Genomic DNA, 23,281 nt, shown 5'->3' on the forward strand with positions numbered 1-23,281 from the left:
CCCTCAGTGCTTGATGAGCGGGCCGGCTACCGCGCGGATGTCGTGCAGCAGCCCGGCGGGTGGCTGGTCGAGGTCAAGGGCGTGCTGGTGAATGACGATGCCCGCGTGTTTGACGCGATGGGCGTTGCGCGGCGCGTTCCCCCTGGCGTAGATGAGGTGGCCTTCGGGCAGGTTCAGCGCCGTGCAGTAGGCGAGCATCTGGTAGAGGTCCGCATCGGGGAAGCCGGCGGGTTTCTCGGCCTTGTATTTGGCATCGGCCACGGCGAGTGGAGTGCCGTCCGCGGCGTAGTAGACGAAGTCGGGAACCATCCGGATCGTGTTCCGATCGTCGAGATGATGGGTGGCCTGAAGAACCGAGTGGCCGCCACGGTCGGCAAGCGCGTCGCGGAGCGCGACGGTGACGAAATCCTCGAACACCTTCGCGAGGTCGAACAGGAAGCCGTGCACGGCGACCTGGCCGGGCCGGTGCTCCACGGAGGCCCCGGACAGCACCAGGTCGGCGAGGCGCAGCGCGTCGTGATACCGCGCGTTGAGACGACTGGGGTACCAAGCCGGCATCGGGTGACCACGCGGGATAGGGGTGACGTCGGCGAGCTGGCTATGCAACCGCAGCAGTGTCCGGCGGACGTCGGCGGGAATGCCGGGCAGACGGAGCAGGACGTCGCCGGCGGCCCGCAGGAGACGGTTTTCGGCGATGTCGATGGTGTACTCGTCGTGGGTGATCTCCAGCGGGATGAGCCTGCCGTAGTGCTGGCGGACCTGTTCCGCGTTCCGGACGCGGCCGCGGACGACCAGCGCCGTCTCGTCGGTCTCGCGATAGCCCTTCAGCAGCCCTTGGCGCAGGGCGTGTTCCGCCTGGCGCGCGAAGATGCGGGCGAATGCGGGCAGCAGGTCCCGTTCCTCGTCGACCTGTACGTGCTCGCTGCGCCAGCCCTTCGGTCCTCGGGCATAGCCCAGGAGAAACATCAGCCGGGCGATGGGGATCTTGGGCGCGATCCGGAGGGTGATCGCCTCGCCGTCGGGGATGGGTACGGAGGCGACGCCGACAACGCTTTTCGCTCGTAGCCGCCAGTTGCCCGCCATCTCCGGGTCCGGGGTCGCGTCGACCAACCCGGACTGGGCCAGTGCGCGACCCGCCGCATCGCTCAGAGGCCGCGACAGTGGTGCGGCGTACTCGGTCAGGGCGATGCCGGTCATTCCGGGACCGGCGCGTCATCCGCCGGAGGTTTGATGGCTGTGCGCAATGCCGGTAGTCCGTACCGCTGCCCGACATTGAGCCCTTCGCCGTAATGGTGTTCTTCCAGTAGCGGCAGGATTTTCGTGCGCCAAGTGCGTTCCAGGCCGCCGTCTCGGTAGACACCCTTCTTCATGAGATAGGACGGCCCGATCAGGAAATCCGGGTCGTCGATGCGGGAGTTCAGCGCGTCGAGCAGGTCGGCGGGTTCCGTATCGTGATCCTCGCGCGCGAGCCACCGGCGAAGCAGACCGCGGGTCGGCTCGGCCCTGGTGGAGAGTTCGACGAAGGCGAACCGCCGCCGCATCGCCGCGTCCACCAGCGCGATGGAACGATCGGCGGTGTTCATAGTGCCGATGACGAACAGGTTCGACGGAAGCGCGAAGTCGTTGCCGGAGTATGTGAGCCTCACGGACTTGTTGCGGTATTCCAACAGGAAATACAGCTCTCCGAACACTTTCGCCAGGTTGGCGCGGTTGATCTCGTCGATGACGAGGAAGTGGGGAATGCGCCGGTTTCCTTCGCGCGCCGCCAGGTCGGCCAGTTCGCGCAGCGGCCCATCGGTGATTCGGAAGGCGACCTCGCGGGTCTGCGGATCCTCGATGGGCCGGAAGCCCTCGAAGAAGTCCTCGTAGGAATAGGACGGGTGGAACTGCACGAGTTTGACCTGCTGCGGGCCGCCGCCGAAGAATTCAGCGAGTTTGAGCGCCAGGTAGGTCTTGCCGGTGCCGGGCGGGCCGTAGAAGACGAGCTGCCGCTCGTCCCACAGCAGATCGCGAACTTCCCGAAGCCAATCGACGTTATGCACCAGCAGGTCTTCGGCCAGTTCGACGGTCGGTTCGGGGAGTTCCAGCTCCCGGCGCGCGAGCACGGCGATCTCCGCGCTGACGTCCTCCGGTGACTCGCGGGCCTCCTCTTCCAGCTCCTCGTCGGTGCGGCCGAGCCCGGCGACCAGGCCCGCTACGGCGGTGAGATCGACGACGTCATGCTGGATGGACAGTTTCTGCTGAAGCTCCTCGGGGAGGTCCTCGTAGGGATGACCTTCCGCGATCCACTCGACCGGCCTGCGCAGGTTCGATCGGCCCCCATCGGATGCGACCTGCTCGGCGTCCCCGATGATTTCGCCGACGTAGACCAGCCCCTGGGAGATCGTGCACACCGTGTCGCCGGGTTTCATCTTCGACAGGAACGCATGCAGTTCCTCGACCAATTGGAGGCGCTGGTTGTAGGTGAGGGTGGACTCGTAGTCCTCGTCGACGAAGGTCCGCAACTCTGCTTTGCTGATGCCCGGCTCGGCCTCCCGCAGGTGGCCGGCCGCGAGGCTCACCAGGCCATCGGGCCGCCAGAGCCGTTGTACCAGGTCGAAACCGGCGACATTCGAGCCGCGCACCAGCCAGGTGCGGGTAGGCCCGGACTGGGGGCCGTCGATGAAGTCCCTGAGCGGATGTCCTTCGGCGGTCTGCCATTCCACGAACCCGTTCGCACTGCGCCCGAGAACGATCTCGGCAGCGGCCGACGGCGAACCGCAGACGGTGTTCTCGGTGGTTTCGAAATATTTGTCCCATTTCCGAGAGGGTGCGATCCGGCCGTTCGCGATGAGATCCTCGCGGAACTTGTATGAAGAAGGCATCCATTTGGCGAACGAAGGCACCACCTGCGGCCGGACCGGGGAACCAGCGAGAAGCAGGAACTTCCGGCTACCGCGGTTCCCGATCTCGTCCAGCAACCGACCAAGGGCGACATGGCCGCTATCAGCCAACCGGAGCCTGAATTCGGGGTAGTCGCGGGGCATCAGGCGTCACCGCTCCTGGCGGGGTGGCGGGGGCCGTGGCCAGGTGGCGGGTTGAGCGTTGACGTGTAGTTCTCGCCGTCGATCAGTGGGGTGGTGAGGTTGACCCCGGCCTGGGCCATCCGGTCGTACTCGGCCAGGATCAGATCCTTCGTACGGTAGGTGCCGTACTTGGCCTCGTCCTTGCGCTTGACAATCGGGAACGTGTCGAGGATGTAGCCGATGTCCTCACGGGAAATCGCGTAGAGATGGAAGAATAGGGCGTCTAGTTCTGAGCGTATAACGGCGCGGCGCTCCTCGTCCCAGACGAACGGTGCACCGGTGTCTCCGAGGTCGCGAGCGAACGGAGTAAGCGCGCCTGTCACATAGCAAAGCTCAAGGACACGCCCGCAGACAAATGGAAGAAGGCGATCTACAACATCAACTACAGGTATTTGTTTCATGATTGTTACATTGAAGTGTTGATTTGGGGTCTTTTGTTTCGCCATGAAGTCATAAGGGAATGAGTTGATCGCAGCGAGAGCCCATGCATGCTGCTCGATATCGCCAACTACAGAGAAACCGTTCAACGGCTGAATTGGAACAGTTCGTGGAACAACTCCCGCGATAGCCGTCCGGGAATCAGTAGCGCGTACATAGTCTCGGACAACCATTATCCAATCCTGCACTATACCTTTGCGATTGAGAAAATCATCAATCACTGATTTACTGCAATAGTACCTAGGTATGATAGGTGCAGTCTTTCCGCTCGGGCCAATTTCAGCAATGGAACCTGTAGCATAATCCGCGAACCGCGCATCGAATTGATGGACCATTTTACCTTCGATGAGCTTTACGGAATTCGCCGCAGGATGATCCCGATAGTGGCTAGAGAACCCTTCCGAAGTGAATCCGACCCAAGGTGTCACGGTCAGGCCAGGTTTACCGCTCTTCGTGATGGATACAAGGAGCTCAAAATCGCGTCGAGACCTACAGATCGGCAATTGTTTAGTAATGGGATTCAAGTCTGTGAGTTCACGGAGCGGTAGGCTATAGATGCGATCGGGATCCCCGAGTTCCTGTTCGGATTTTAGATACGTCCCTATCCTCAGGAGTTCGCTGGCTTCATTTGAATTCTTCTGCTGCAAGGTGAGGAGGGTGAATTTTGTACTACGGTGGACTGTCGGGAACAGTCCGTCGCTATTCTCGCAGTCTAACACTCCCCGAAGAAATCCGGAGTCACGCAAGCTTTCCCAGAACTCCTTCATTGGTATGTCTGTCAGCACGCTGGTCGTTACAATAATGCCCGACCATCCGGCACTTGCGTTGAGGTCCAGAAAAAGAGAGGAGAATAGTGCTTGTGTCTTCAATCGCCCGCGAGCGGTCAGTGGATAGATCCCGGAATTTGCAAAAAAATGCGACAGTTCCGCCTGCCGCCTGACCTCATTCTCATACTCTTTCCGCCAACTCGCACCACGCGCCAACTCATCCTTGATAAATTTCTTGCGTGCATCTGTTGTTGCATTAGAAAGGATCTCGGGTGCTCGGGGTGAAAAGAATTCTTCGTCATCGAAGGCGATGCGCTCCCACGGTGGATTACCAAGTAGGCAGTCGAATCCGCCATTCCAACCTAGATTATCCCGAGCCACCTCGGTGTCTTCTGAGACGGCGAATACTTCAGGGAATTCCAAATACCAGTGGAAGAACCGGTACTTATCACGTAGGCGGACTATCTCACTATTGGTGCTATCCGACACTGATTCACCGCGGGAGCTTAACATGCCTGCAAGAACTTTCTGCGTGACCGCCGGCGGGGCCTCCGCATCCTTTCGCCACAAGAATGCGGCGCACCAGGCGTCAGCGACATGCAATGCGTGCCGGTAGTCCGCTGACTCGGAGAACTCGCGGTAGTCGGCTTCCTGCAGGCGCACCTCTGGCAACTCACCGGGAACGGTCTTCATCATTTGCCGGACACTTTCCGCGAACTCGGCGTTTGACAGCCCGGTTTCGGTGTTCAGCTCGAACAGGCTGTACTGGCCCTCGCGTTCCTTCTTGTTCCGCTTCGCCAGGGACTTGGCGAAATCTTTGTCGTCACCCTCGATCGGCTTGAACGCCTCGTCCGGAATGCCCGCTAGCAGGAACGCAGGCGTCGCGCCGACGAGGGAGTTGCCGCACTTGACGTGCGCGTCGAGGAAGCTCAGTGGCTTGCCTGGTTCGAGGGCTTCCAGCCACAGCGAGACCTTCGCCAGTTCCACCGCCATCGGGTTGAGATCCACCCCGTAGATACACCGCGCGATCACCTCGTGCAGCGCGTGACGCACGGCGTCCACCGTCGGCTCGGGGTTGTGTTCGCGCACGGCCGCCAGTCGCTTGGCGATGCGGCGGGCCGCCGCGACGAGGAAGTGGCCGGAGCCGCAGGCGGGGTCGCAGATCGTGAGCGACAGCAACTCCTTGCCGATCGCCTCGGACGGGTCCGGCTCGCCCGCCGCCGACGCTGTCTGCTCGCCGCGTTTCACCGCATCATCGATGACCGGGTCCAAAGTGGAGTTCAGCAGGCAATCGATCAGCGAGGACGGCGTGTAGTAGGAACCGGTGGTCTTGCGTTCGTTGCCCGCCAGCACCACCAGCTCGAACGTTCGCTCCGCGGCGCTGTGGCGGGGGATGCGTTCCAGCAGCGACTCGTAGATCGAGCCCAGTTCCTCGGCATCCAGGTGCTGGTAGTCGACTGCGCGCAGCCGGCGTGAACCGGTGTCGCGGACCTGTGCGAGGTGGCGCACCGCCGCCAGCAGATACTCGTTCGACAGCGACAGGCCGCGCAGCGGGGCGTCGGCCTCCGTGTCGTCGAAGATCCCGCCGAGGCCCGGCAGACCCAGCTCGGGCCGCCCGTTCTCGTCGCCGAGCGCGTCCAGCACGATGCGCAACGCCCGGTACAGGTCGTCGTGGGCCGTGCCGCGCCGGCGACGGGCGTGCGCGCGCAGCCTCGCGGTCGAGAAATACCGGGCATACCGCTGCCGCGCCTGCTCGGTCGCGTCCGGCGTATGGAGGGCTTCGCGGTCCTCGGCGACGAAGACGAACAACAGCCGGTACACCATGCGCAGCAAGGCATTATGCAGCGCGGTGACATCCACATCCGCTCGCAGCCCGCCGTTGCCCGGGTGCCGGAGGAACCCGGTGCCCAGTGTGGTGATCGCTTTTTCCACGCCGTCGCGCAGTTGGTCCAACGCGCGGGTGCCGGAGGTGATCGCGGCCAGCCGCCACTTCTCCAGCCAGCAGGTCGCCGGGGTCGCGCCGTCCGCGATCACGAAGCGCGAAACGTGCAGCAGCCGGTACAGCAGCACGAACTCGCTGAACAGCTCGCCGTCGAAGATCGCTTCCAGATCGAACTCGACGTAGGACGCGGTGGCCAGAGAGCTCGAGTCACGCAGCAGCCGCAGCTGACGGCCGTTGGTGAGCACGGCCCACAGGTGCGCTTCGGTGCGGTTAAGGCATTCCTGCACCAGTGACTGTGGCGGCACGGTGCCCTGGCCACCCGGCCGTTTGTCCAGCGCATAGTGCCACGCGGCGAAGTGCATCGGCACGTGGTTCCACCGGTGGCTGATCGGGAAGGTCTTGTCTCCGCCGTCAGCGTAGATGCCCGCGGCCCCGATCGTGGTCAGTTCACCGAAGCCGAGCTCGGCGAACAGCGGCACGAGCCACTGGGTGACCGCCAGCCCGGTCGGGTCCGGCGGAGTCTCCGCCTCGGGGGTACGCGGCAGCTTCTCCCGCAGCTCGACCCACACCGATTTCAGGTAGTCCCAGTGGCGTTCGGCTTCGTCGCTCACCGAACGCGAGCCGACGACCCGGTAGTCGGCCGGTCTACTGCCGTCGACGTCCTTGCCTTCGGAGATGCGCACCAGCATGTCGGCGGGCAGCAGACCGCCGATGGTGTGCACGGCCGAGAACACCTGATTGCGTGTGACCGCGGACATCAGGCCACACCCCCCGACACCGGCAGGTAGACGTAGACGCCGAGGATATCGGCCGGTTTCTGTGCTTTCACGTTCACTCCGCGCACGATCTCGCCGGAAGCGCTGCGCACGCGGCGATGTGAGGCAAGCAGCTCGGCGGCCAGTTCGTCGCCGTAGGAATCCAGATACGGGCCGGCGGCGCCCAGCCCGTCCAGCACGCGTCGCATGGTGCGTTCCCCGAACGCCGGGTCGGTGTTCTCGTCGGCCGTCAGATCCAGCAAGGCCAGGGCCCGCTCAGCCGGCAGCCAGGCCGCACTGGCGGGTGAGCCCTGGAAGGCGACCAGCCTCGCGTCCTCGGCCACCGACTGCCGTTCTCCGGCCCGTGAGGGCAACGTGAGATGGAAGCGGTACCGGACCAGCAGCAGGGTGGTTCGGGTCTCGACGCCGTTGGTCCGGACCACTCCGCACCGGCGGGCCGGCCGGGGCCCGGTCACCTTGTCGTCGAGGGCCGCGTTGAGCACATACCCGGCGAGCGCGCCGACTACCGGGTCGGTGCGCACCATGGCGACTTCGCCGCGCGGCACCGCCGCCGTGTCGCGGAACGGCACCTTCACGCTCGCCTCGACCGCGTCGCCGCCCAACAGCGGGGCTAGGGCGTCACGCAGCCCGGACGGGGTGCCGCTCAACTCGGCGGCGAAACCACCCGAGCCGTCGTCCCACAGAACCGCTTCCAGCGAGTTCAGCGCGTGTCGCGCGAAACCGCGGACTTCGGCCGCGCGGCCCAGCGCGTCCCGCACCGCGATGACCTCACGCGCGACCTCCTCGGGGTGGATGGCGCGCTGGGCGAACCGGGAACGGGAGGTCTTCTCCCGTTCGGCGGCGGACTTCCAATCCGCCTCCAGCGCGGCCGCTTTCCGATCCACCGCTTCGAGCTCGAAAAGGCCGGCCTGTTCCGGTCGTTGCTCGCGCATCAGCAGCCATTCGACGATCGCGTCGGTCACCCCCGCCGAGTCGGCGTCCGGCACGGACACCGAGATGCCCAGGTCCTTGCGGATCTGGCGGTGCTTCTTGATCAGGACCTCGAGCACCTTGCCGTCGATGCCGTTGTCGCTGCCGTACAGCGTGATCACCTTGACGGTGTCCCGCTTCTGGCCGTACCGGTCGACGCGGCCTTCCCGCTGGTCGTGCCGCGTCGGGTTCCATGCGAGGTCGTAGTGCACCACGGCGTCGAAATGATGCTGGAGGTTCACGCCCTCGGAGAGACAGTCGGTGGCGATCAGCACCCGGCGGGCGGCCGCATCGTCGCCCGCGTCGGCGGCCAGCTCCTCGATCCGCTGCAGGCGCTGTTGCGGCGACAGGTTGCCGGTCACCGCCCGCACGACGGTCTTCTTGCCCAGTTTGCCGTCCAGATGCGCGGCCACGTACTCCGCGGTGGGAATGTAGCGGCAGAAGACGATCGGGTGGTAGCCGTCGGCAAGCAACGCCTTGAGCTGTTTGACGAGGACCGCCAGTTTACGGTCCTCGGCAGGCCCCTCCAACTGCTCCGCGCGCTCGGCCAGTGCCTTCAGCCTCGCGCTCGCGCCGTCCGTGTCCGCCCCCGGTGCCGCGTCGAGCCCTTCGAGCGCGTCGCTGTCGGCCGCGTCGCTGGTGATCGGGGCACCGAGCCGGTCCGCCTCTTCGGCCGTGGGCGCCGCGGCCGCTGCCGAACGGGTACGCAGGGTCTGCGCGGCGGCCCGCGGTGAGGAGACCAGCGAACGGAGCAAGGCAATCGCCGACCACCAGGCAATCCGGGCCTCGCGTTTGCCCTGGCTGCCCGCCGCGGTGACCCGCTCGCTCGCGTAGGCGACCGCGTCGTCGAGCAGGGCCCGGTACGCGGAGGAGAGCTGATAGGTCTCGTCCTTGAAGAACCGGTCCGACGGGAAGGTGGTGTCCTCACGCAGGCTGTCGTCAGCGAGTCCATCTTGGACAGTGAGGAACTGGCGCACGTCCGCGCGCTTACGGTGCACGAAATGCGCGGCAAGCAGGCGCCGGCCCGCCTCGGAATCCAGGTCGACCGCCGCCAACTCGGGCTTGACGAAGCCGAGCAGCGCCCGGAAGGCGCTTTCCTTGCCGCTGTGCGGGGTCGCGGTCACCAGCAGCAGATGCCGGTCGGCGTCGGCGGCGATCCGCTGGAGCAGTTCATGGCGGAGCTGATTCTGCGTGGACGCTCTCTCGTCGGCGGCCACACAGGTGTGCGCCTCGTCGACGATCACCAGGTCCGGGCAGTGCTTGACGAAATCGTCACGGTGGCGGGTGGATTTGATGAAATCGGTGGAGACCACCACATGTGGATGCCGGTCGAACAGCGACTGTCCCAGATCGAGTCCGCGTTCGAGCCGGGGCACGGTGGAGGCGAGCACCAGCTCCGCGTCGATACCGAACTTGGTCCGCAGCTCCTCTTGCCACTGCTCGGCCAGTGCGGGCGAGCAGAGGACCGCCAGTCCGCGGGCGCTGCCTTGGGCGAGCAGTTCGCTCGCGATCAGGCCGGCCTCGACGGTCTTGCCGATACCCACATCGTCGGAGATCAGCAGGCGCACGGTCCGCTGTCGCAAGGCCATCAGCAGCGGCACGAGCTGGTAGGCCCGGGGCTCAACGGCGATACCCGCGAGCGAACGGAACGGCCCAGCGCCAGAACGGAATCCGATTCGCAGCGCGGAGCGGAGCAGACCCGCGGCGAGCGCGTCGCCGAGGTCATCCGCCGACGGCGGCGCGAACGTGGCGTGCCCTATCTCCTCGAACGCCGGGAACAGGGCGGCGACGTCGTCGTCGGTGCCACCCAGCGGGCGCAGCACGAGCATGTCCTCGGCACTTTCCGGGAGCACGACCCAGTCGCGGCCGCGTGCAGAGACCAGGGAGCCCGCGGTGAAGGTGGTCGTCATCTGCTGTTGTCGTCTCTTTCTCGTCAGGCGCTGACGATAGGCCCGAAGTAGCGCGGGAACTGCTTGGCGATGGCTGTCCAGTCGCCGTCGTGCGGGAACCGCACGATGTCCCAGCCCTTGTCGAACAGGCGGTCTTCGGCGTCGGCGTCGCGTTGCGCGACAGCCGCGTTGTCGTGCACCGGACCGTCGACGAAGACCGCGACGTTGACACCCGGCAGGCGATAGACGTAGTCGGGACGGGCGAGCGCTTCGGAGATGAACGTCTGCGCCTCGTCGGGCAGGCGCAGGCCGTGCTCCTTGAGCCAGGTGATCAGGCTGCCTTCCAGCCCGGTGTCGGACTGTTCGGTCAGCCGGGTCAGCTGCTCCGACCGCGACTCGCCCCGGCCGGTCGCCAGTGCCGTGGCTTCCGCGAGGCGCAGCAGCAGTTCCTGCACCGAATGACGATCGATGACGCCGTGATCGGACTGGTTGCCGTAGGTCAGCAGGCATTCGTAACACCCTCGCGCGCATGGCCGGTCGGGGTGCGGGCCGCCTCGGTCGGTCCCGTCCGGGGCGAAGTGGCAGATGTCCAGGGCCATCGTGGCGGCCTGCCGCAGGGCCGCGGGATCCGCCTGCATCAGCCGCAGCACACCCGCTCCGCCCTCCGCGGCCTCGGTGAACAGCATCCGGTCGCGGTCGCCTTCGTCGGGCGGCAGCAGTTCGCTGGTCAGCTCGGAATCCTCCAGCTCGAAAGCAGCCTCGATGCCCCGCTCCAGCGCGTACATCAGCGAGAGCGCGACCGGTTCCGGCAGTGGCGCCGCGAGATTCACCACCAGGATGTTGCGGCGGTCCTGAACGAACGGGATAACCCGTTTCTTGCGGCGCTTCTCGTTGCCGTCGGCATCGACGATGGGCAGCTCGCTGGAATCACCGGCGGCCTCGGCCGCGTCGCGCACGTTCATCCACTCGCCGGTGGCGGGATCGAGCCAGAACCCGTCCGGCTCATTGTCGGCCGCACGCAGCCGCCCGACATTGGTGATCCGGACGGTGGCCGAGTCGCCGTAGGAAATCGTGGCGATGGTCCCCTGCTGGTCGGAGACGGTGGCGTCGCGGCGGCCGGGCCGAGCTCCGTGATTGTCGAACCGGTAGGAGGTCACGAGCCGGAACCCAGCCCGTCGGCGCTCTTCCTCATCCGAGGAGATCCGCTCCCGCCGTTTGGTGTAGACGGTATGTAGCTGCAGGAGCCCGTTGGTCTCTTCCCGCAGTGGCTCCTTGCACATCTGGCAGCGGTCGGTCTTCTCCTTGAGATCGTGGTGGTATCCGCAGGCGGTGCAACGCTTGGCGCCGGTCATGACGAGGTCCCCGGAGGTGTCGGGCGGCAGCTGGATGCGGGTGACCTGGTAGCGGGACCCTTCATGGTAGATCAGCGCTCCGGGGCCGAACTCTCGGATGGCGAGGAACCGGGGGCGCTGGAGATAGTCGCCGTCGCCGAAACGACGTCTGCTCGTCGGGATGTACGCGGCCAGCGGCAGTCTCGGGAACGAGTAGCCGGGCAGAAACCCTTCACTGGCGAGGTAACGGTACGGATTGAAGTCCGACAGCAGCGACTTGCTGTCCACGCTTTCGTTCTTCAGCAGGTCGAGCTGCGTCTCGGCTTCCTTCCGCCGGCGGACGGCGGCATTGCGGTCGCGTTCGGTGAGGGTGTGGTCAAGGACGCGGCGGTTCTGTTCGGCCTGGTCCACCAGCGCCGAGCGATACAGGTCGCGCCACCGGTCGAAGGCGCGGTTCAACCGATCCGGCGTGGTTCGGACGGTGTCCTCGATCCACTGCTCATGCCACCACGCGGTGTCCGCGAAATCGCCGATCAGCTCGCCGAGGACGTGCTGCGTGGCCGTCACCGCGCGCCGCTGCGCATTCCCATCGTGCAGTGCGGCCGCGATGTGGTCGTGCAACAGCAGTTCTGGGTCGGGCCGCCGGGAGTCCTCGGCGTACCCGATGTCAATGATCTCCGGGATGGCCCGCCCCAGCTTGAGTCCCGATTCAGCCAGCCAGATAGCTTGCACATGGCTGCGGACCAGGTCCTCGTTGGTCAAATCCAGCCGCGGCGGGGTGACCGCTCCGGCGACCATGCGTTCCGAGCGGCGGAAGTAGTACTGGTCGTGGCTGTTGCCGGTGGCGCAGTAGGTGGTGACGAGCGCGGGTTGTCCCGAGCGGCCGGCACGGCCGCTGCGCTGCGCGTAGTTGGCGGGCGTGGGCGGCACATTGCGCATCATGACGGCGTTGAGTTCGGAGATGTCGACGCCGAGCTCCATGGTGGGGGAGCAGTAGAGCAGTTTGAGCTCTCCCTTGCGGAAGGCTTCTTCCCGCTCTTCGCGCAGTGCCGGGGCGACCTGCGCGGTGTGTTCCTTCGCGTACAGGCCGCTGAGCGAACTCGCCGCGCTGCGATAGAGGTCCCGGAAAAACGTGTTCACCCTGGGCCCGTCCCCGCTGGCGTAGGTGCGGGTCAATGGATCGTGCGTGCCGCGCTCACCCGTTCCAGCGCGCCAGATCAAGGCCCGGGCCGCAATCCGGTAACCGCTGAGCGCCGGGCCCGCTGGCCGCCGGAAGCGGCCCGCGCGTTGCGGCGTCGCGTCGACCTTCTGTACCAGATCGGCCTCAGTGAGCACCTCCAGCAAGTCCGCGATCAACTGCTGGGCGTCGTCGGCCGACAACCGCGGAAAGTGTGCTCGGCGAAGGTATTTGCCGAACTTGCCCCGGCCCGACAAGAACAGGCCGGAGCGATCCATGCCGGGCTTGGAACCCCGCGGGTAGGCCGTGCCGACCTGAGGACGATCGCCGGTGGACAGCACCCAGGGGTCGACGAGGCGTTCCTCGCTGGCGCGTTGCAAGGTGTCGAAGTCGTCCCGGAAGTACTGCACGTCGACAGCGAGCGCGCGGCGCATCTCGTCGAGCAGCACTCGCATGATCTCGAAGCGGCGGCCGGGCTCGGCGTCACGCAGTTCCGGCTGCGTCTTCGCCCAACGGTCCGCCTTCGCGGCAAGCCACTCCAGATCCTCATAGTGGATCTCCAGCAGACCGGCCTGCTCCAGGTTGGGCATCGTGACCCGCCAGCCGCGTTGCAGATCGAGATACAGCCGGAACGCGACGACATCGCGCAGCGTCTTGGCGGCGTTGCGGGCGAGCGAGGGCGGCAGGTCGGAGTTGCCTGCGTAGTCGGCGACCCCGACACCCAGGGCGTCGGTGACACGCGAGGCGAGTTCCTCGTGCCGGATTCCCTCGTCGCCAGCTTCGACCGCAGCGCGGTACAAGGCGGCGCGCAGCTGAGTGATCTGCACGAAGTCGTTGAAATGCCCGGCCTGGAGGGAGGCGTCCTGCCGGTTGTCGACGAACGTGAGAAGCTTGCGGGCCTTTTTGTCCAGCGCCTCGGCGGGCGTCTGCTGCAACGACCGCAGAATGGACGCGGACACCAGCGAGGTCGCCGATGACCGGCCTTCTTGATCGAGCGTCGCCAGCTTGGCGAAGTCCTTGCCGCGGGTCTGCTCGTAGCTCACCCCGCAATGCAGGCAGAACAGGAACGGCGCCGGGATGAACGCCGCGTCGAGATCGCCCATCCCTTCGTTGCCATACGGGTCGACGGTGACGGCCCTGGGCAGCCGTTTCTGATACGAGTCACGCACGATCTCCTGGCCGTGCTCGTCGATGTGCAGCCACGACTCGGGGAGACGCCGATCGGCGATGGCCTCTTCGCTGGTACGGGGCCAGGCGCGGTCAGGGTCGATGTAGAGGTAGCCGTCGCCGGCCCGGCCACCGGTCGCCGTGGTGTCCTGGCGCGGCTCGTAGACCACCCGGCCTTCCTGCTGCTTCCGCCACACGGTCAAGTACTCCTGACCGCACTCTCGGCAGAAGGCGAGCGGCAACAGGATCTTACCGTCGGACCCCGGCTGAACACGCTGGTAGTCACGCGTCAGATGGCGGGTTTCCTTGTCCTCGAGGGTGACGTAGACGGTGTCGCCCTTGGACAGGAACTGGTGCAACCGAAACGCGAAAAGCGGCCGCTCGGTCACCGGGTTCCTGGCTTCCGAACCCGCCTTGAGGGTGCTACGGATCGCCGCCGCGCACTCCTGTTCGGGCACACCGCTGTCGCGAGCCAGTTCCGCCGCTGCCTCTTCGATCTTCGCGGGATGCTGCCGCACCAGGCGATCGGACCCCTTTTCGGTTGCCAGGCCGAACCGGGCCTCGATCCAGCGCGCGAGCGGGTCGGCCACCAGATCCGCATAGGCGCGCGGAGCCTCGGGTTCCCGCAGCCTGTCGGCGGGCACCGTGTCGGGTGCCTCACCGGTGGCGCGCACCAAGGTCTCGCCGATGACGTTCTCGGGTCGCACAGAGGTGCCGAAAAGCGTGGATGCGACGCGTGCGACCGCTGCGCTCTGATCGGAGAAGTTATCCGCACTGGCCATCGTGGCCGACGTGCCCACGCACTGCAGCCGGTCGGCCTCGCAGGCCTCCCGGACGCGGCGGATGAGCAGCGCCACATCCGCTCCTTGCCGGCCACGATAGGTGTGCAACTCGTCGAATACGAGGAACTCCAAGCCTTTTGCCATCCGGATCAACGAGCGCCGATCGTCGGGCCGGGTGAGCATCAGCTCCAGCATCACGTAGTTGGTGAGCAGGATGTCCGGCGGATTATCGCGAATTTCCTTGCGCCGCTGATCATTTTCCTGACCCGTGTAGCGGGCGTACGTGACCGGCTCCCTGCCCTCCCCGTAGCCATCCGAGAGGTACTTTTTGAGCTCGTTGAGCTGACTGTTCGCCAAGGCGTTCATCGGATAGACGATGATGGCGCGCACCCGCTTGACAGCGCCTGGGCCTTCGCGCTCACGGGCTCTGAGCACCTTGTCGACGATCGGAACTATGTACGACAGCGATTTACCGGATCCGGTGCCCGTGGTGAGCACATACGATTCGCCCGATGCGGCGACCTCGATCGCCTCGCGCTGGTGCAGATGAAAGGTGAGCGGGCGGCCATCACATACGCTTCCGCCCTGGGTCTTTTTCTCCTGGAAGATCCGCGTGCATTCCTGAAGGAGAAGTCCACTGCTGGCCAACTCCATAACCGTTCCCCCAGAGGCGAAAAAGGGGTTCAAGGAGAGCCAGGGATCCGGCCATTGCGACTTCGAATCCAGATCCGCCTTGACGAAGGCCGCGATGTTCTCGTCACGGATGACCGTCCCACCCTCGGTGAAGGCTCGATAGTCCTCGACGAGAGCGCGATGGATACCGAAGACGTCCATTCCCGTGGCCTGATGTTTCTTGCCGGAATCCACGATCTCCCCGCCCGCCTTCGTTTTACGGATCCGAGTCAGCCACGTGGCCGGATCGAATGCTTCCCAGCCAGGAACAGACGCATCGCTCGAAACAAAGGGCAGCAGGGCGTCCCGCACGGCGAGTGCATCCACTGGCCGATCCGCCGGATCCTTCATCAGCAAGGCTTCGACCAGACGCACCAACTCTTTCGGTACATCGGGGCGCTGTGGCAGCAACGGCGGCGGTTGCTCGGTCAGATGCTTCTGCCCGAGTTCATGGGCGGATTCGCTGTGGAACGGGGGTACCCCGGTCAGAAGTTCGAACAACACGCAGCCGAGCGCGTACAAATCGGCCGCCGGTCCCACAGCCGACGCACGAAACTGTTCCGGCGCCATGTAGCGGGCGGTCCCAACGGTGACGCCGGTGCTGGTGAGTCGAGCTTCACGCTCGTCGTTGACGATCCGGCCCATCCCGAAATCGAGAACCTTCACCACACCGCCCGGCAACACCATGATGTTGGACGGCTTGAGATCGCGATGAATCACCCCGCTGGCATGCGCCGCCGCCAGTCCATCAGCGATCTGTGCCCCCAGCCCGGCGACCCACGAGATCGGCAGGTGCGCATGCTCTTCCACGAGATCACGAAGCGACCGGCCATCGAGAAACTCCATCGCCAGGTACGCCCGGCCCTGATCGTCTACGCCACCGTCGATCAGCCGAGGAAGATTCGGGTGGTCGAGCAGGCGCATGATGCGCACTTCCCGTTCGAACCGCTGGGCGGTTGTGGAGGAGGACGACGAGCTGACGAGCGCGCCGGAGCGGCTGCGCAAGATCAGCTTCACGGCAACCACGGAGTCGGCCGACTCTTCAGCCGCTTGGAGGTCCCGGGCGCGGTGCACTTCGCCCATGTTTCCCCTGCCGATCGGTCCGAGAAGCTGGAACCGGCCCGCTACCACCTCCAGCTGCGCTGGCACATCGCCCTCCATGCCATGATCGACGAGTTCACAGGGTGTACATCGACCGGGACCGACTGTCTGTAACAATGTACACGAAGTACGTATGTGCAGCATCGCGTGAGGTGTTTACAACGTCAACACATCGCACCTGGCAATGTCGACGCGAAAGTACGGCCGCCGCATCGTAAACAGATTGGATGCGCTGTCGCCGGTGGGACCCGGTGTGCCAGCGACTGTTCGATCCCCCTCCCAAGGACTGATAAGCGCAGCTATCCTATCGCCCTGGGGCAAGATCACCGAGTCACAACCGAAACTGCTCCAGAACCCAGTGAAACACCAGTCCCGCAACAACATCCGGTACGCAGTTCGCCTGCCCGCCGGGCCGCGCCGTCGCCATCGCCGGTCTCACTGCACTACTCGGCCCTGGGTTGCAGTTGACACGATGAAAGCTGTTGCCACCCCAGGGATCCCGATTTGCTACGGTTCAGCAATCCCACTCTTATACGCGCGGATCACCAAGCCGCCTGGTCGAGACCTCAGTCGCAGACCGCGGAATCCGATCCTGCCGCGGACGGTACTCCATCCGAAAAACCAAGAGCCACAGTCAATCACGCATATTAGCCCGTGGTTCCGTCGACTGAATGCGTGCAAGGACTCTTCGACCTCGTGTTGTCGCGCTGGCAATCCGGATCCCTCGCGGACCGCGATGAATCCACACGAGATCGAGCCTGACGAGTTCCATGAGGTAATCCTCGTAACGCGAAAGCGTACTCGGCGCATCCGAGGGTGCTGCCCCACGGAGCAACCGAGGTACCTCAACCTGCTTGCAAGCGGCAACCAGAGACAAGAGCCAGTGCAGCCGCTCGCGGCGCCTCAGCAGAGCCGTGATGCTCCGGCCTCGACGAACTCCCTGTTCCATCAGCGGTTCCGCCCCAAGAGCACGCGAAGAACTTCCACCGCCGTCTTACGCCGTTCGCGATCACCATGAAAGACCGCGCCGACGGTGGCAATCAACACCGCCACCGACACCGGAACGGCTACGAGGAGGGAGAGGAGACCAGATGCAAGAGCGTCTTTCATGGATGACACATTGAATGTATGCCGTTGTGGTGGACAAGCTCCCACGCAACGGCCCTGGATAAAAGGGGGTCCGACATGTTCCGCTGCTGGTCAATCGGTGTAAAAATCCAGATTATGATCCCCATCACCAGCGCGTAGTGTCGCGGCGTGTCGAGTTCCGCCGACAGTAACGGGAACCACTGCAAAGCAGCAGAACACCCACCCCAGAAGGAGCCGTGTGAGCATCCTGGACGCCTGTTGCCGATGCTGGAGGCTTGCTCGTTGCTGACCCGCTGATCTCGCATCGTAGGAGCGCCCGTGCTTCTCTCTTCTGGCCCATGACGTCACCGAACTTGTTGTAACAACGCCCTACTCCACCACAACGGTTCAATCACTGGCCTCCGCAAAGCCGTTCCGAGTCGCGTTCTCGGTCGTTACGCTATGTAGATGGGGGACAGCGAATTACCAGGCGCCACAAGCGGAATGAAGCTCAGGCAACCCCGGCCCGGGGACGAGACGGTCGAGGTCATGATCACCGTCAAGACCTACCCGAACCCGAGCGACACCTACGGCGAGACCGTCTGCGTCGCGGGCGTCAGGATCGATCGAAAACATCCCGAGTGGATCCGCCTGTATCCGGTGAAGTTCCGCAATGAGGACTTCAACAAGCAATTCAAGAAGTACGAGGTCCTGCGTCTCAACGGCACGTACAGGCAACCCAACGACAACCGCCCTGAATCATTCCGGCCGCGCCAGGACGAGATGGAACATATAGAGCTGCTGGACCCGGGTAGCAACTGGCAGCGGCGCCGGATGAACCTCGACGGCCTTATCGGTGCCACCACGATGTGCGAGCTCCTCACACAAAACCCTGTCGGTGGCATGGGCATCCCGTCACCGTCGCTCGGACTGATACAACCGAGCGATGTCGAGGTCAGCGTCGTCGCGGGAGATCCTTGGTCCGCCGCGGAGCAGGCGAAGATCGAAAAGTCGTCTGCTCCCGATCTGTTCGGGACCTCGCTCGAGCCGTTGGAACCCGCGCCATTCTCTGTGCGATACAAGTACCGCTGCCAGGCGCCGAAGTGCCGCGGCCATGACCAGAAAGTGCTCGACTGGGAGGCCGGACAAGCCGGCCGACGGTGGCTGAAGTCCTACGGTGCCCCCCGAGCGCGCGAGATGCTCCTGGCACAGTGGCGCGACACCATGCTCTCACCCGGCCGCGACGTCCACTTCTACGTCGGCAACCAGAACCAACACCGCCGATCCTTCTCCGTCCTCGGCGTCTGGTACCCCAAGACCGAGCTCGCCTTGTTCTAGACGTGCACCACGGCGGCATTGGGTCGGGCTACCAGAAGCCTATGCACAACGATGTCCCGATGACACTCGGCGTGATCATGCTCGAAACACAGCAACGCCACCACGCCACCGTCGAGAAGCTCGCAGACGTGCGCAAGAGCCTCAGTCGCAGCGGCACTGTCGAGCAACTCGTGATACCGGGCGTGAGACTCCGGCTCACCAGCACGGAACCCTTCCCGGTTGCTCTTCGGATTGCCGAGTGCGCGGTGATGAACATAACCGATGCCCACCGCAGCGAGAGCCTCGGCAAGCTTCGTCTTCGACAACCCAGGTTTACGGCTCAGCGGAGTCAAGCGCACATCGACAAGCACCTGGACGTCTTGTTCGACGAGCTGGGCGACAAGAGCGCCGACAGTCTTGCCCTCGTAGCCGATGCTGACAAGGGTTCCTGCCGTGGCGTCATACTCGGCGGCAGTGTCAGAGGCTCCCATGGGTCCCTATCGTGCATCAACCACCCCGATGCAGCACAACGGACCACGAAATGCGCGACAGGATCCGACCCGCCAAGTGGCTGCCGAACCACGTGGCGACGGCGAAGGGATGCCCAAGCAGTCAGATTCGGTGTACCAGGCGGTGCATCCCCACCACCCCGTGCAGCCGGGACGACAGCACCGGATCTGCGGCGATACAACGGCTGGCGTCGATGATCAACAGTTGGGCCACCCCGATGGAGCGGTCCAGGAAACTTCGCGTGGATGTCCGCTACTTGTTTCAGATCGAGTACTTACCCACGATGACCAGGCGTTTTCCGGTTGCCCATGTTTTGTGTGTCCTGCCGGGGGCACCTAGAGGCTGTAACCATCACCTAAAGGCCAGACCGCAGGTTCGAATCCCGCCGGGGGCACCCTAGACCTTTGCTTGCTCTGCCCGTACGACCTCGTCGTCTCCATAGGCGTATTCGTAGGCTGGCTTGTCGCTGTCGGCCCGCACAACGACAGCTGGCAGGTTGGGCTCACCGCGCTTGCGGCAGTCGACGGCCACGCCGTCGAGCAGCATTCCGATATTCTGTGGGCTGTAGTGACCGACTGCCTCGGCCAACTCGGTATAGGTGATGGTCCCTTCTCGCTGAGCGACTGCGATCAGTACCGCTCGAGCGATCGGAACGACTCGCACTTGGTGCGGGGTTGCACGGCGCACGCTGCCGTCGTGGCGGCGGATCTTGTCGCCGACTTGTATGGTTTGCATTGCGGGAGTGGTCCTTTCGGGCCTCGAACGGGTCATACACCACCGCTATCGGAGCTGGCAGGTAGCCCGTTACCGCTCCGGGTAGTCGCCCGTTTCGAGTGCCTGCCGCACCTCGGTGTCGACCACGCTGAGCGGTTCCACGTCGATAACCCTCGTGACACTCAGCACCGCTGTATCGCCCACGTCGAGTCCGTCCATATCGGCCAGTTCGATGAGCCAGCCATCATCGCCCACCGCCGCCCACGCCCCGTATTCACGCTGAAGCCAGCCAGCGATCGGCCCCGTCATCGCGCCCCCTGGACTCTCCGGCCAGCCCACGTTTTGACGCCAGCGGCCACGCGGGCAAACACCTCATCTGGCGGCAGATCGAGCGCCCGTCGCTCGACCCCGATGCGCCGGGGTCACGGCGTGGCAGATCCGGCGGCCCGGTCGGCGCGGGCACCGACCATGCCCGGCCCATATCGGCGCGAATCTTCAGTAGTTTCCACCGTGCACCGCAGCATTGCGGCGTATTATCCTGTCCCACAACGCAATTGCGGTGCGCACGGCGCAAGTTCCGGACAGTGGGCTGCAACTGCCCCGGCTCCATCATGGACAGATGCTGGATCCGATAACCGATCGATGCCCGCGGGTATATCACTGTGACGGTTCTCCCCGAGGAAACGATGTCCCCGCTGCAATACATCGCACGTTGCTGGACTTCACCGGCGACGGCCGCTACCTGCTCGCTGTCGGGCACGCGAGAACATGCTGATCCAGCACCTTGCACAGCTGGCCCGGCTCCGCTCAGCGCTCGTTGAGCGGAAATTCGCGTGATCTAATAATTTGGACGTTGTACGGCTCAAAGCTGATGGGGGATAACCGATGGCGCAGTTGTTGCAAGCAGACATCGACGAGTTGCACAAGCTGGCAGGAGTTTTGGCCGCCGCGGGGGTGAACATCACCAAGGTCAATGCCACTGCCGCAGCCGCCGCGATCGCGGCGGCACTGCCGGGCAGCGGCCTGGATTCGGTGTGCACTCAGGCAGGACAGTTCGTGGACGGCGCGTATCAGCGGGTCGCGAAGAAGCTCTCGGATGTGTCGGGGAAGATCGACACCGCAGCGCAGTGGTACCTGGAGAGTGACGAGAACTTCGCCGCCGAGATGCACAAGTTCGACGTGCAGCACCTGGGAGGGAAGTAATGGTCGACGCTGGAACGACCTCGCTGCTGCGGTCGAACGTCGAGAAGTGGCAGCCCTCGACGCTGACCGGTCTGGCCGCGGCACTGGTCAAGGACAACGACGAGACCTTCGAGGTCAACATCGACCAGCCGAAGAAGTACTTCGCCGGCCTCGGAACATCCTGGCAGGGCGCTGCCTACAACGCCGCGTACGATCGCGTCGGCGAGGATCACGACCAGGCTCGCAAGGTGTGGACCTACGTCGATGATCTGGCGACAGCGATCAAACAGGCGGCCAGCGACATCGACTCACACCGCACCGTGCTGCTGAACAAGGTCAACGACGCCGTGAGTCACGGTCTGACGGTCGCGGACAACTGGGTGATCCCCGACAAAGACGGGGTTCCCGCGGCCACCATCAACGACCTGCAGGACGCTATCAACCAGGCGTTCTACCCATTCCGTGACGCTGTTTCAACGGCTGCGACGAAGATCAGCGAAGCAGCCGAACTCGTTCGAGCCGCCGGAGATCTGTTCGGTTCCGATCTCGACGTCACCGATGCGCCGTCGGCAGGTAAACGGCTCGGCGCCGAAGACGGCGACGAAGCCGCAGCTGCCGCGAAGAACCACGACACGGCCAAGCTCACCGAGGTCGCTTCGCATCTGCCCACCAATGTGCTGACGCCGCAACAACTTCAGGACTTGGCCGATGGCAAGGACGTGTCGACGCTGCCTGCCGACGTCCAGGATTACTACAAGGAGTTCCTGCAGCATTCGGGCAAGGACGGTCTGCTTGCATTGCAAGACCAATTGCAGCAAGACGCCACCGCGACAGCGGATCACCCGGCCAGCACAGCCGCTGTCACACAGCAGAAGGCCCTCGCGGACGGGCTCATGGCCGTCACCAACGAGCATCTCGGCACCGGCACAGGCCCCGATGGCAAGCTCACCTCACCCGGCTCGTACACGAACCTGCCATCGGACATTCGTGCGGTGATCTCCGGTCGTGAAGAGGAATACAACAACACCGGCACCGCAAACGCCGACGCCGCCCGCCAACGAATGCTCGACCGATCCCGCCTGGCGAACCTGCTGTCCAAGAGCGATTCGAATATGACCGGTGGCACGACGTTCAGCATGGAAACCTCGCGTCAGGCCGCGAGCATGGCTCATTACATCGACAGTGCCAACGCCAACGGCGCCATGCCGCCTGGATTCCAGGACCAAGACAAGAACACCATCCAGAACGCAGCGAATCAGATGCTCAACGTCGGTCTGCGCAACCATGACGCCGACTATCAGCTGATGACCGGTCTCGATGCCCATACCGGTCAAAAAATTCCGGCCGACCTCTCCTTCGGCGCCAACGGCAATCAGTACACGCCCACCGGAAACTATGATCCGCATAAATTCACCCAAGCGGTCTTCGGCCACGATTGGGGCGACCAAGGTAAGGAAGCATCGGGGCTATACGGATGGACGGCTGATCACGTTCACGACCAGGGTTCCGAGGGGGACCTTGCCCGGAAGACCATCGCGGCATTGCCGGAGACTCTTGCACCAAAGAACGGCGAAGCCTTGGTCACAGCCGACGACGGTAAGACGATCTTCCAGCACACCACAGATGATTTCAATAAGAATCCGGAACTGGCTAACGCTCTTGCGCGCGTTTCAGCGTCGGACATAAACGCCTTCGCGAATGTGCCGAACAGTCCGAATGCCCTGAATGCCGCGGTGCCATTGGAACTGAAGGATTCCGAGCGACTACTCTTCCTGTCCAGTCAGACTCAAGACGGGCGTCACACACTCGACATGGCCAGACAGGTGTACGAGAATTCTGCTTTGGCACAGATTACATCGAATTCCGACCCCGGCCTGGACAAGAATGCAATTGTTCGCAATCTCGCCGGTTTGGATGCGCACGTCGATGCAGCACAGCGAAATGCCCTGATCTACCAAGAACACAACGACGTCGCACAACATAACTCACAGGCACAGCAGGCACACGACGACAATCAGAAGATTGCAGATACGGTCAAGACCGTCGTCGATAAGGTTCCATTGCCTGGAGGTAAAGTTACCGATACCGTAAAGAGTCTCGTCGAAGATCCAGCTTATAAGGGTCTGATGAATACCATAAATCCGGATCCGACTCTACAAAAGGTTCAGTACCTCGACCCCGAGAAGATGTCTCAAGTCGGAACACAAGATTTCATCAACCGGATGATTGCATATAACAACAATAGCGACACACCCCTTTCGGTAGGGCTTCAGGGGCAGGTTATCAACACCTACGGCGATGTTTACGGCCAAACCGTAGGATTCAATCAGGTCAAAAATAACTCGGACTTGGAACAGCTCGCCACAGGTGGAGCACAAGCACCGTCAGACTCGAGCCAGCACAAGTGAGGCGGG

12 protein-coding genes are annotated in these 23,281 nt (G+C 64.0%); 3 read left to right on the forward strand and 9 right to left on the reverse strand.

Going from position 1 to position 23,281, the window contains the following annotated elements:
- Positions 1-3: 3 nt before the first annotated feature.
- From K7711_RS02880 to K7711_RS02905, 6 genes are all read right to left on the reverse strand, one after another.
- Positions 4-1,197, reverse strand: a complete 1,194-nt coding sequence (locus K7711_RS02880) for an McrC family protein (protein ID WP_222964576.1) — start codon at positions 1,195-1,197, stop codon at positions 4-6.
- On the reverse strand, positions 1,194-3,026 hold the full coding sequence (locus K7711_RS02885) for a DUF4357 domain-containing protein (RefSeq protein WP_504740364.1): 1,833 nt from the start codon (positions 3,024-3,026) through the stop codon (positions 1,194-1,196). The genes K7711_RS02880 and K7711_RS02885 overlap by 4 nt, the downstream gene beginning before the upstream one ends.
- On the reverse strand, positions 3,026-6,970 hold the full coding sequence (locus K7711_RS02890; protein ID WP_222964580.1) for an Eco57I restriction-modification methylase domain-containing protein: 3,945 nt from the start codon (positions 6,968-6,970) through the stop codon (positions 3,026-3,028). Before K7711_RS02890 ends, K7711_RS02885 begins: the two co-directional genes overlap by 1 nt.
- Positions 6,970-9,867 carry a DUF8741 domain-containing protein gene (locus tag K7711_RS02895; protein ID WP_222964582.1) on the reverse strand — a complete coding sequence of 966 codons (2,898 nt, stop codon included), beginning with the start codon at positions 9,865-9,867 and terminating at the stop codon, positions 6,970-6,972. The genes K7711_RS02890 and K7711_RS02895 overlap by 1 nt, the downstream gene beginning before the upstream one ends.
- A gap of 23 nt (positions 9,868-9,890) precedes the next feature.
- Positions 9,891-16,124 carry a protein kinase domain-containing protein gene (locus K7711_RS02900; protein WP_222964584.1) on the reverse strand — a complete coding sequence of 2,078 codons (6,234 nt, stop codon included), beginning with the start codon at positions 16,122-16,124 and terminating at the stop codon, positions 9,891-9,893.
- Positions 16,125-17,024: 900 nt separating this feature from the next.
- Positions 17,025-17,186 (reverse strand): hypothetical protein, encoded by a 162-nt coding sequence (locus K7711_RS02905; protein WP_222964586.1) that lies wholly within the window; start codon positions 17,184-17,186, stop codon positions 17,025-17,027.
- A 507-nt stretch (positions 17,187-17,693) separates the two neighbouring features.
- Here K7711_RS02905 and K7711_RS02910 point away from each other — a divergent pair.
- Complete coding sequence (locus K7711_RS02910; protein WP_222964588.1) at positions 17,694-18,482, forward strand: DUF8757 domain-containing protein; 789 nt, start codon at positions 17,694-17,696, stop codon at positions 18,480-18,482.
- Here K7711_RS02910 and K7711_RS02915 read toward each other — a convergent pair.
- From K7711_RS02915 to K7711_RS02925, 3 genes are all read right to left on the reverse strand, one after another.
- Positions 18,479-18,952, reverse strand: a complete 474-nt coding sequence (locus K7711_RS02915; protein ID WP_222964590.1) for a DUF488 domain-containing protein — start codon at positions 18,950-18,952, stop codon at positions 18,479-18,481. The two genes, K7711_RS02910 and K7711_RS02915, sit on opposite strands and share 4 nt — an antisense overlap.
- Positions 18,953-19,367: 415 nt before the next feature.
- Positions 19,368-19,706, reverse strand: coding sequence for a hypothetical protein (locus tag K7711_RS02920; RefSeq protein ID WP_222964592.1), 339 nt, complete (start codon positions 19,704-19,706; stop codon positions 19,368-19,370).
- A 69-nt stretch (positions 19,707-19,775) separates the two neighbouring features.
- Positions 19,776-19,994, reverse strand: coding sequence for a hypothetical protein (locus K7711_RS02925; protein ID WP_222964594.1), 219 nt, complete (start codon positions 19,992-19,994; stop codon positions 19,776-19,778).
- A gap of 576 nt (positions 19,995-20,570) precedes the next feature.
- Between K7711_RS02925 and K7711_RS02930 the strand changes: the two genes are divergently transcribed.
- Together K7711_RS02930 and K7711_RS02935 are read left to right on the forward strand one after the other, a co-directional pair.
- Complete coding sequence (locus K7711_RS02930; protein ID WP_222964596.1) at positions 20,571-20,888, forward strand: type VII secretion target; 318 nt, start codon at positions 20,571-20,573, stop codon at positions 20,886-20,888.
- Positions 20,888-23,275, forward strand: a complete 2,388-nt coding sequence (locus K7711_RS02935; protein ID WP_222964598.1) for a TPR repeat domain-containing protein — start codon at positions 20,888-20,890, stop codon at positions 23,273-23,275. Before K7711_RS02930 ends, K7711_RS02935 begins: the two co-directional genes overlap by 1 nt.
- Positions 23,276-23,281: the final 6 nt, after the last annotated feature.

Origin of the sequence: Nocardia coffeae, from assembly GCF_019890715.1 — a bacterium.
GTDB lineage: Bacteria > Actinomycetota > Actinomycetes > Mycobacteriales > Mycobacteriaceae > Nocardia > Nocardia jiangxiensis.

What these genes read in the sequence shown, in the direction of transcription:
- K7711_RS02880 (WP_222964576.1), bottom strand. Translation starts at nt 1,197, where the DNA reads ATGACCGGCATCGCCCTGACCGAGTACGCCGCACCACTGTCGCGGCCT.
- K7711_RS02920 (WP_222964592.1), bottom strand. Translation starts at nt 19,706, where the DNA reads ATGCAAACCATACAAGTCGGCGACAAGATCCGCCGCCACGACGGCAGC.
- K7711_RS02910 (WP_222964588.1), top strand. Translation starts at nt 17,694, where the DNA reads ATGATCACCGTCAAGACCTACCCGAACCCGAGCGACACCTACGGCGAG.
- K7711_RS02895 (WP_222964582.1), bottom strand. Translation starts at nt 9,867, where the DNA reads ATGACGACCACCTTCACCGCGGGCTCCCTGGTCTCTGCACGCGGCCGC.
- K7711_RS02915 (WP_222964590.1), bottom strand. Translation starts at nt 18,952, where the DNA reads ATGGGAGCCTCTGACACTGCCGCCGAGTATGACGCCACGGCAGGAACC.
- K7711_RS02935 (WP_222964598.1), top strand. Translation starts at nt 20,888, where the DNA reads ATGGTCGACGCTGGAACGACCTCGCTGCTGCGGTCGAACGTCGAGAAG.
- K7711_RS02925 (WP_222964594.1), bottom strand. Translation starts at nt 19,994, where the DNA reads ATGACGGGGCCGATCGCTGGCTGGCTTCAGCGTGAATACGGGGCGTGG.
- K7711_RS02885 (WP_504740364.1), bottom strand. Translation starts at nt 3,026, where the DNA reads ATGCCCCGCGACTACCCCGAATTCAGGCTCCGGTTGGCTGATAGCGGC.
- K7711_RS02930 (WP_222964596.1), top strand. Translation starts at nt 20,571, where the DNA reads ATGGCGCAGTTGTTGCAAGCAGACATCGACGAGTTGCACAAGCTGGCA.
- K7711_RS02905 (WP_222964586.1), bottom strand. Translation starts at nt 17,186, where the DNA reads ATGAAAGACGCTCTTGCATCTGGTCTCCTCTCCCTCCTCGTAGCCGTT.
- K7711_RS02890 (WP_222964580.1), bottom strand. Translation starts at nt 6,970, where the DNA reads ATGTCCGCGGTCACACGCAATCAGGTGTTCTCGGCCGTGCACACCATC.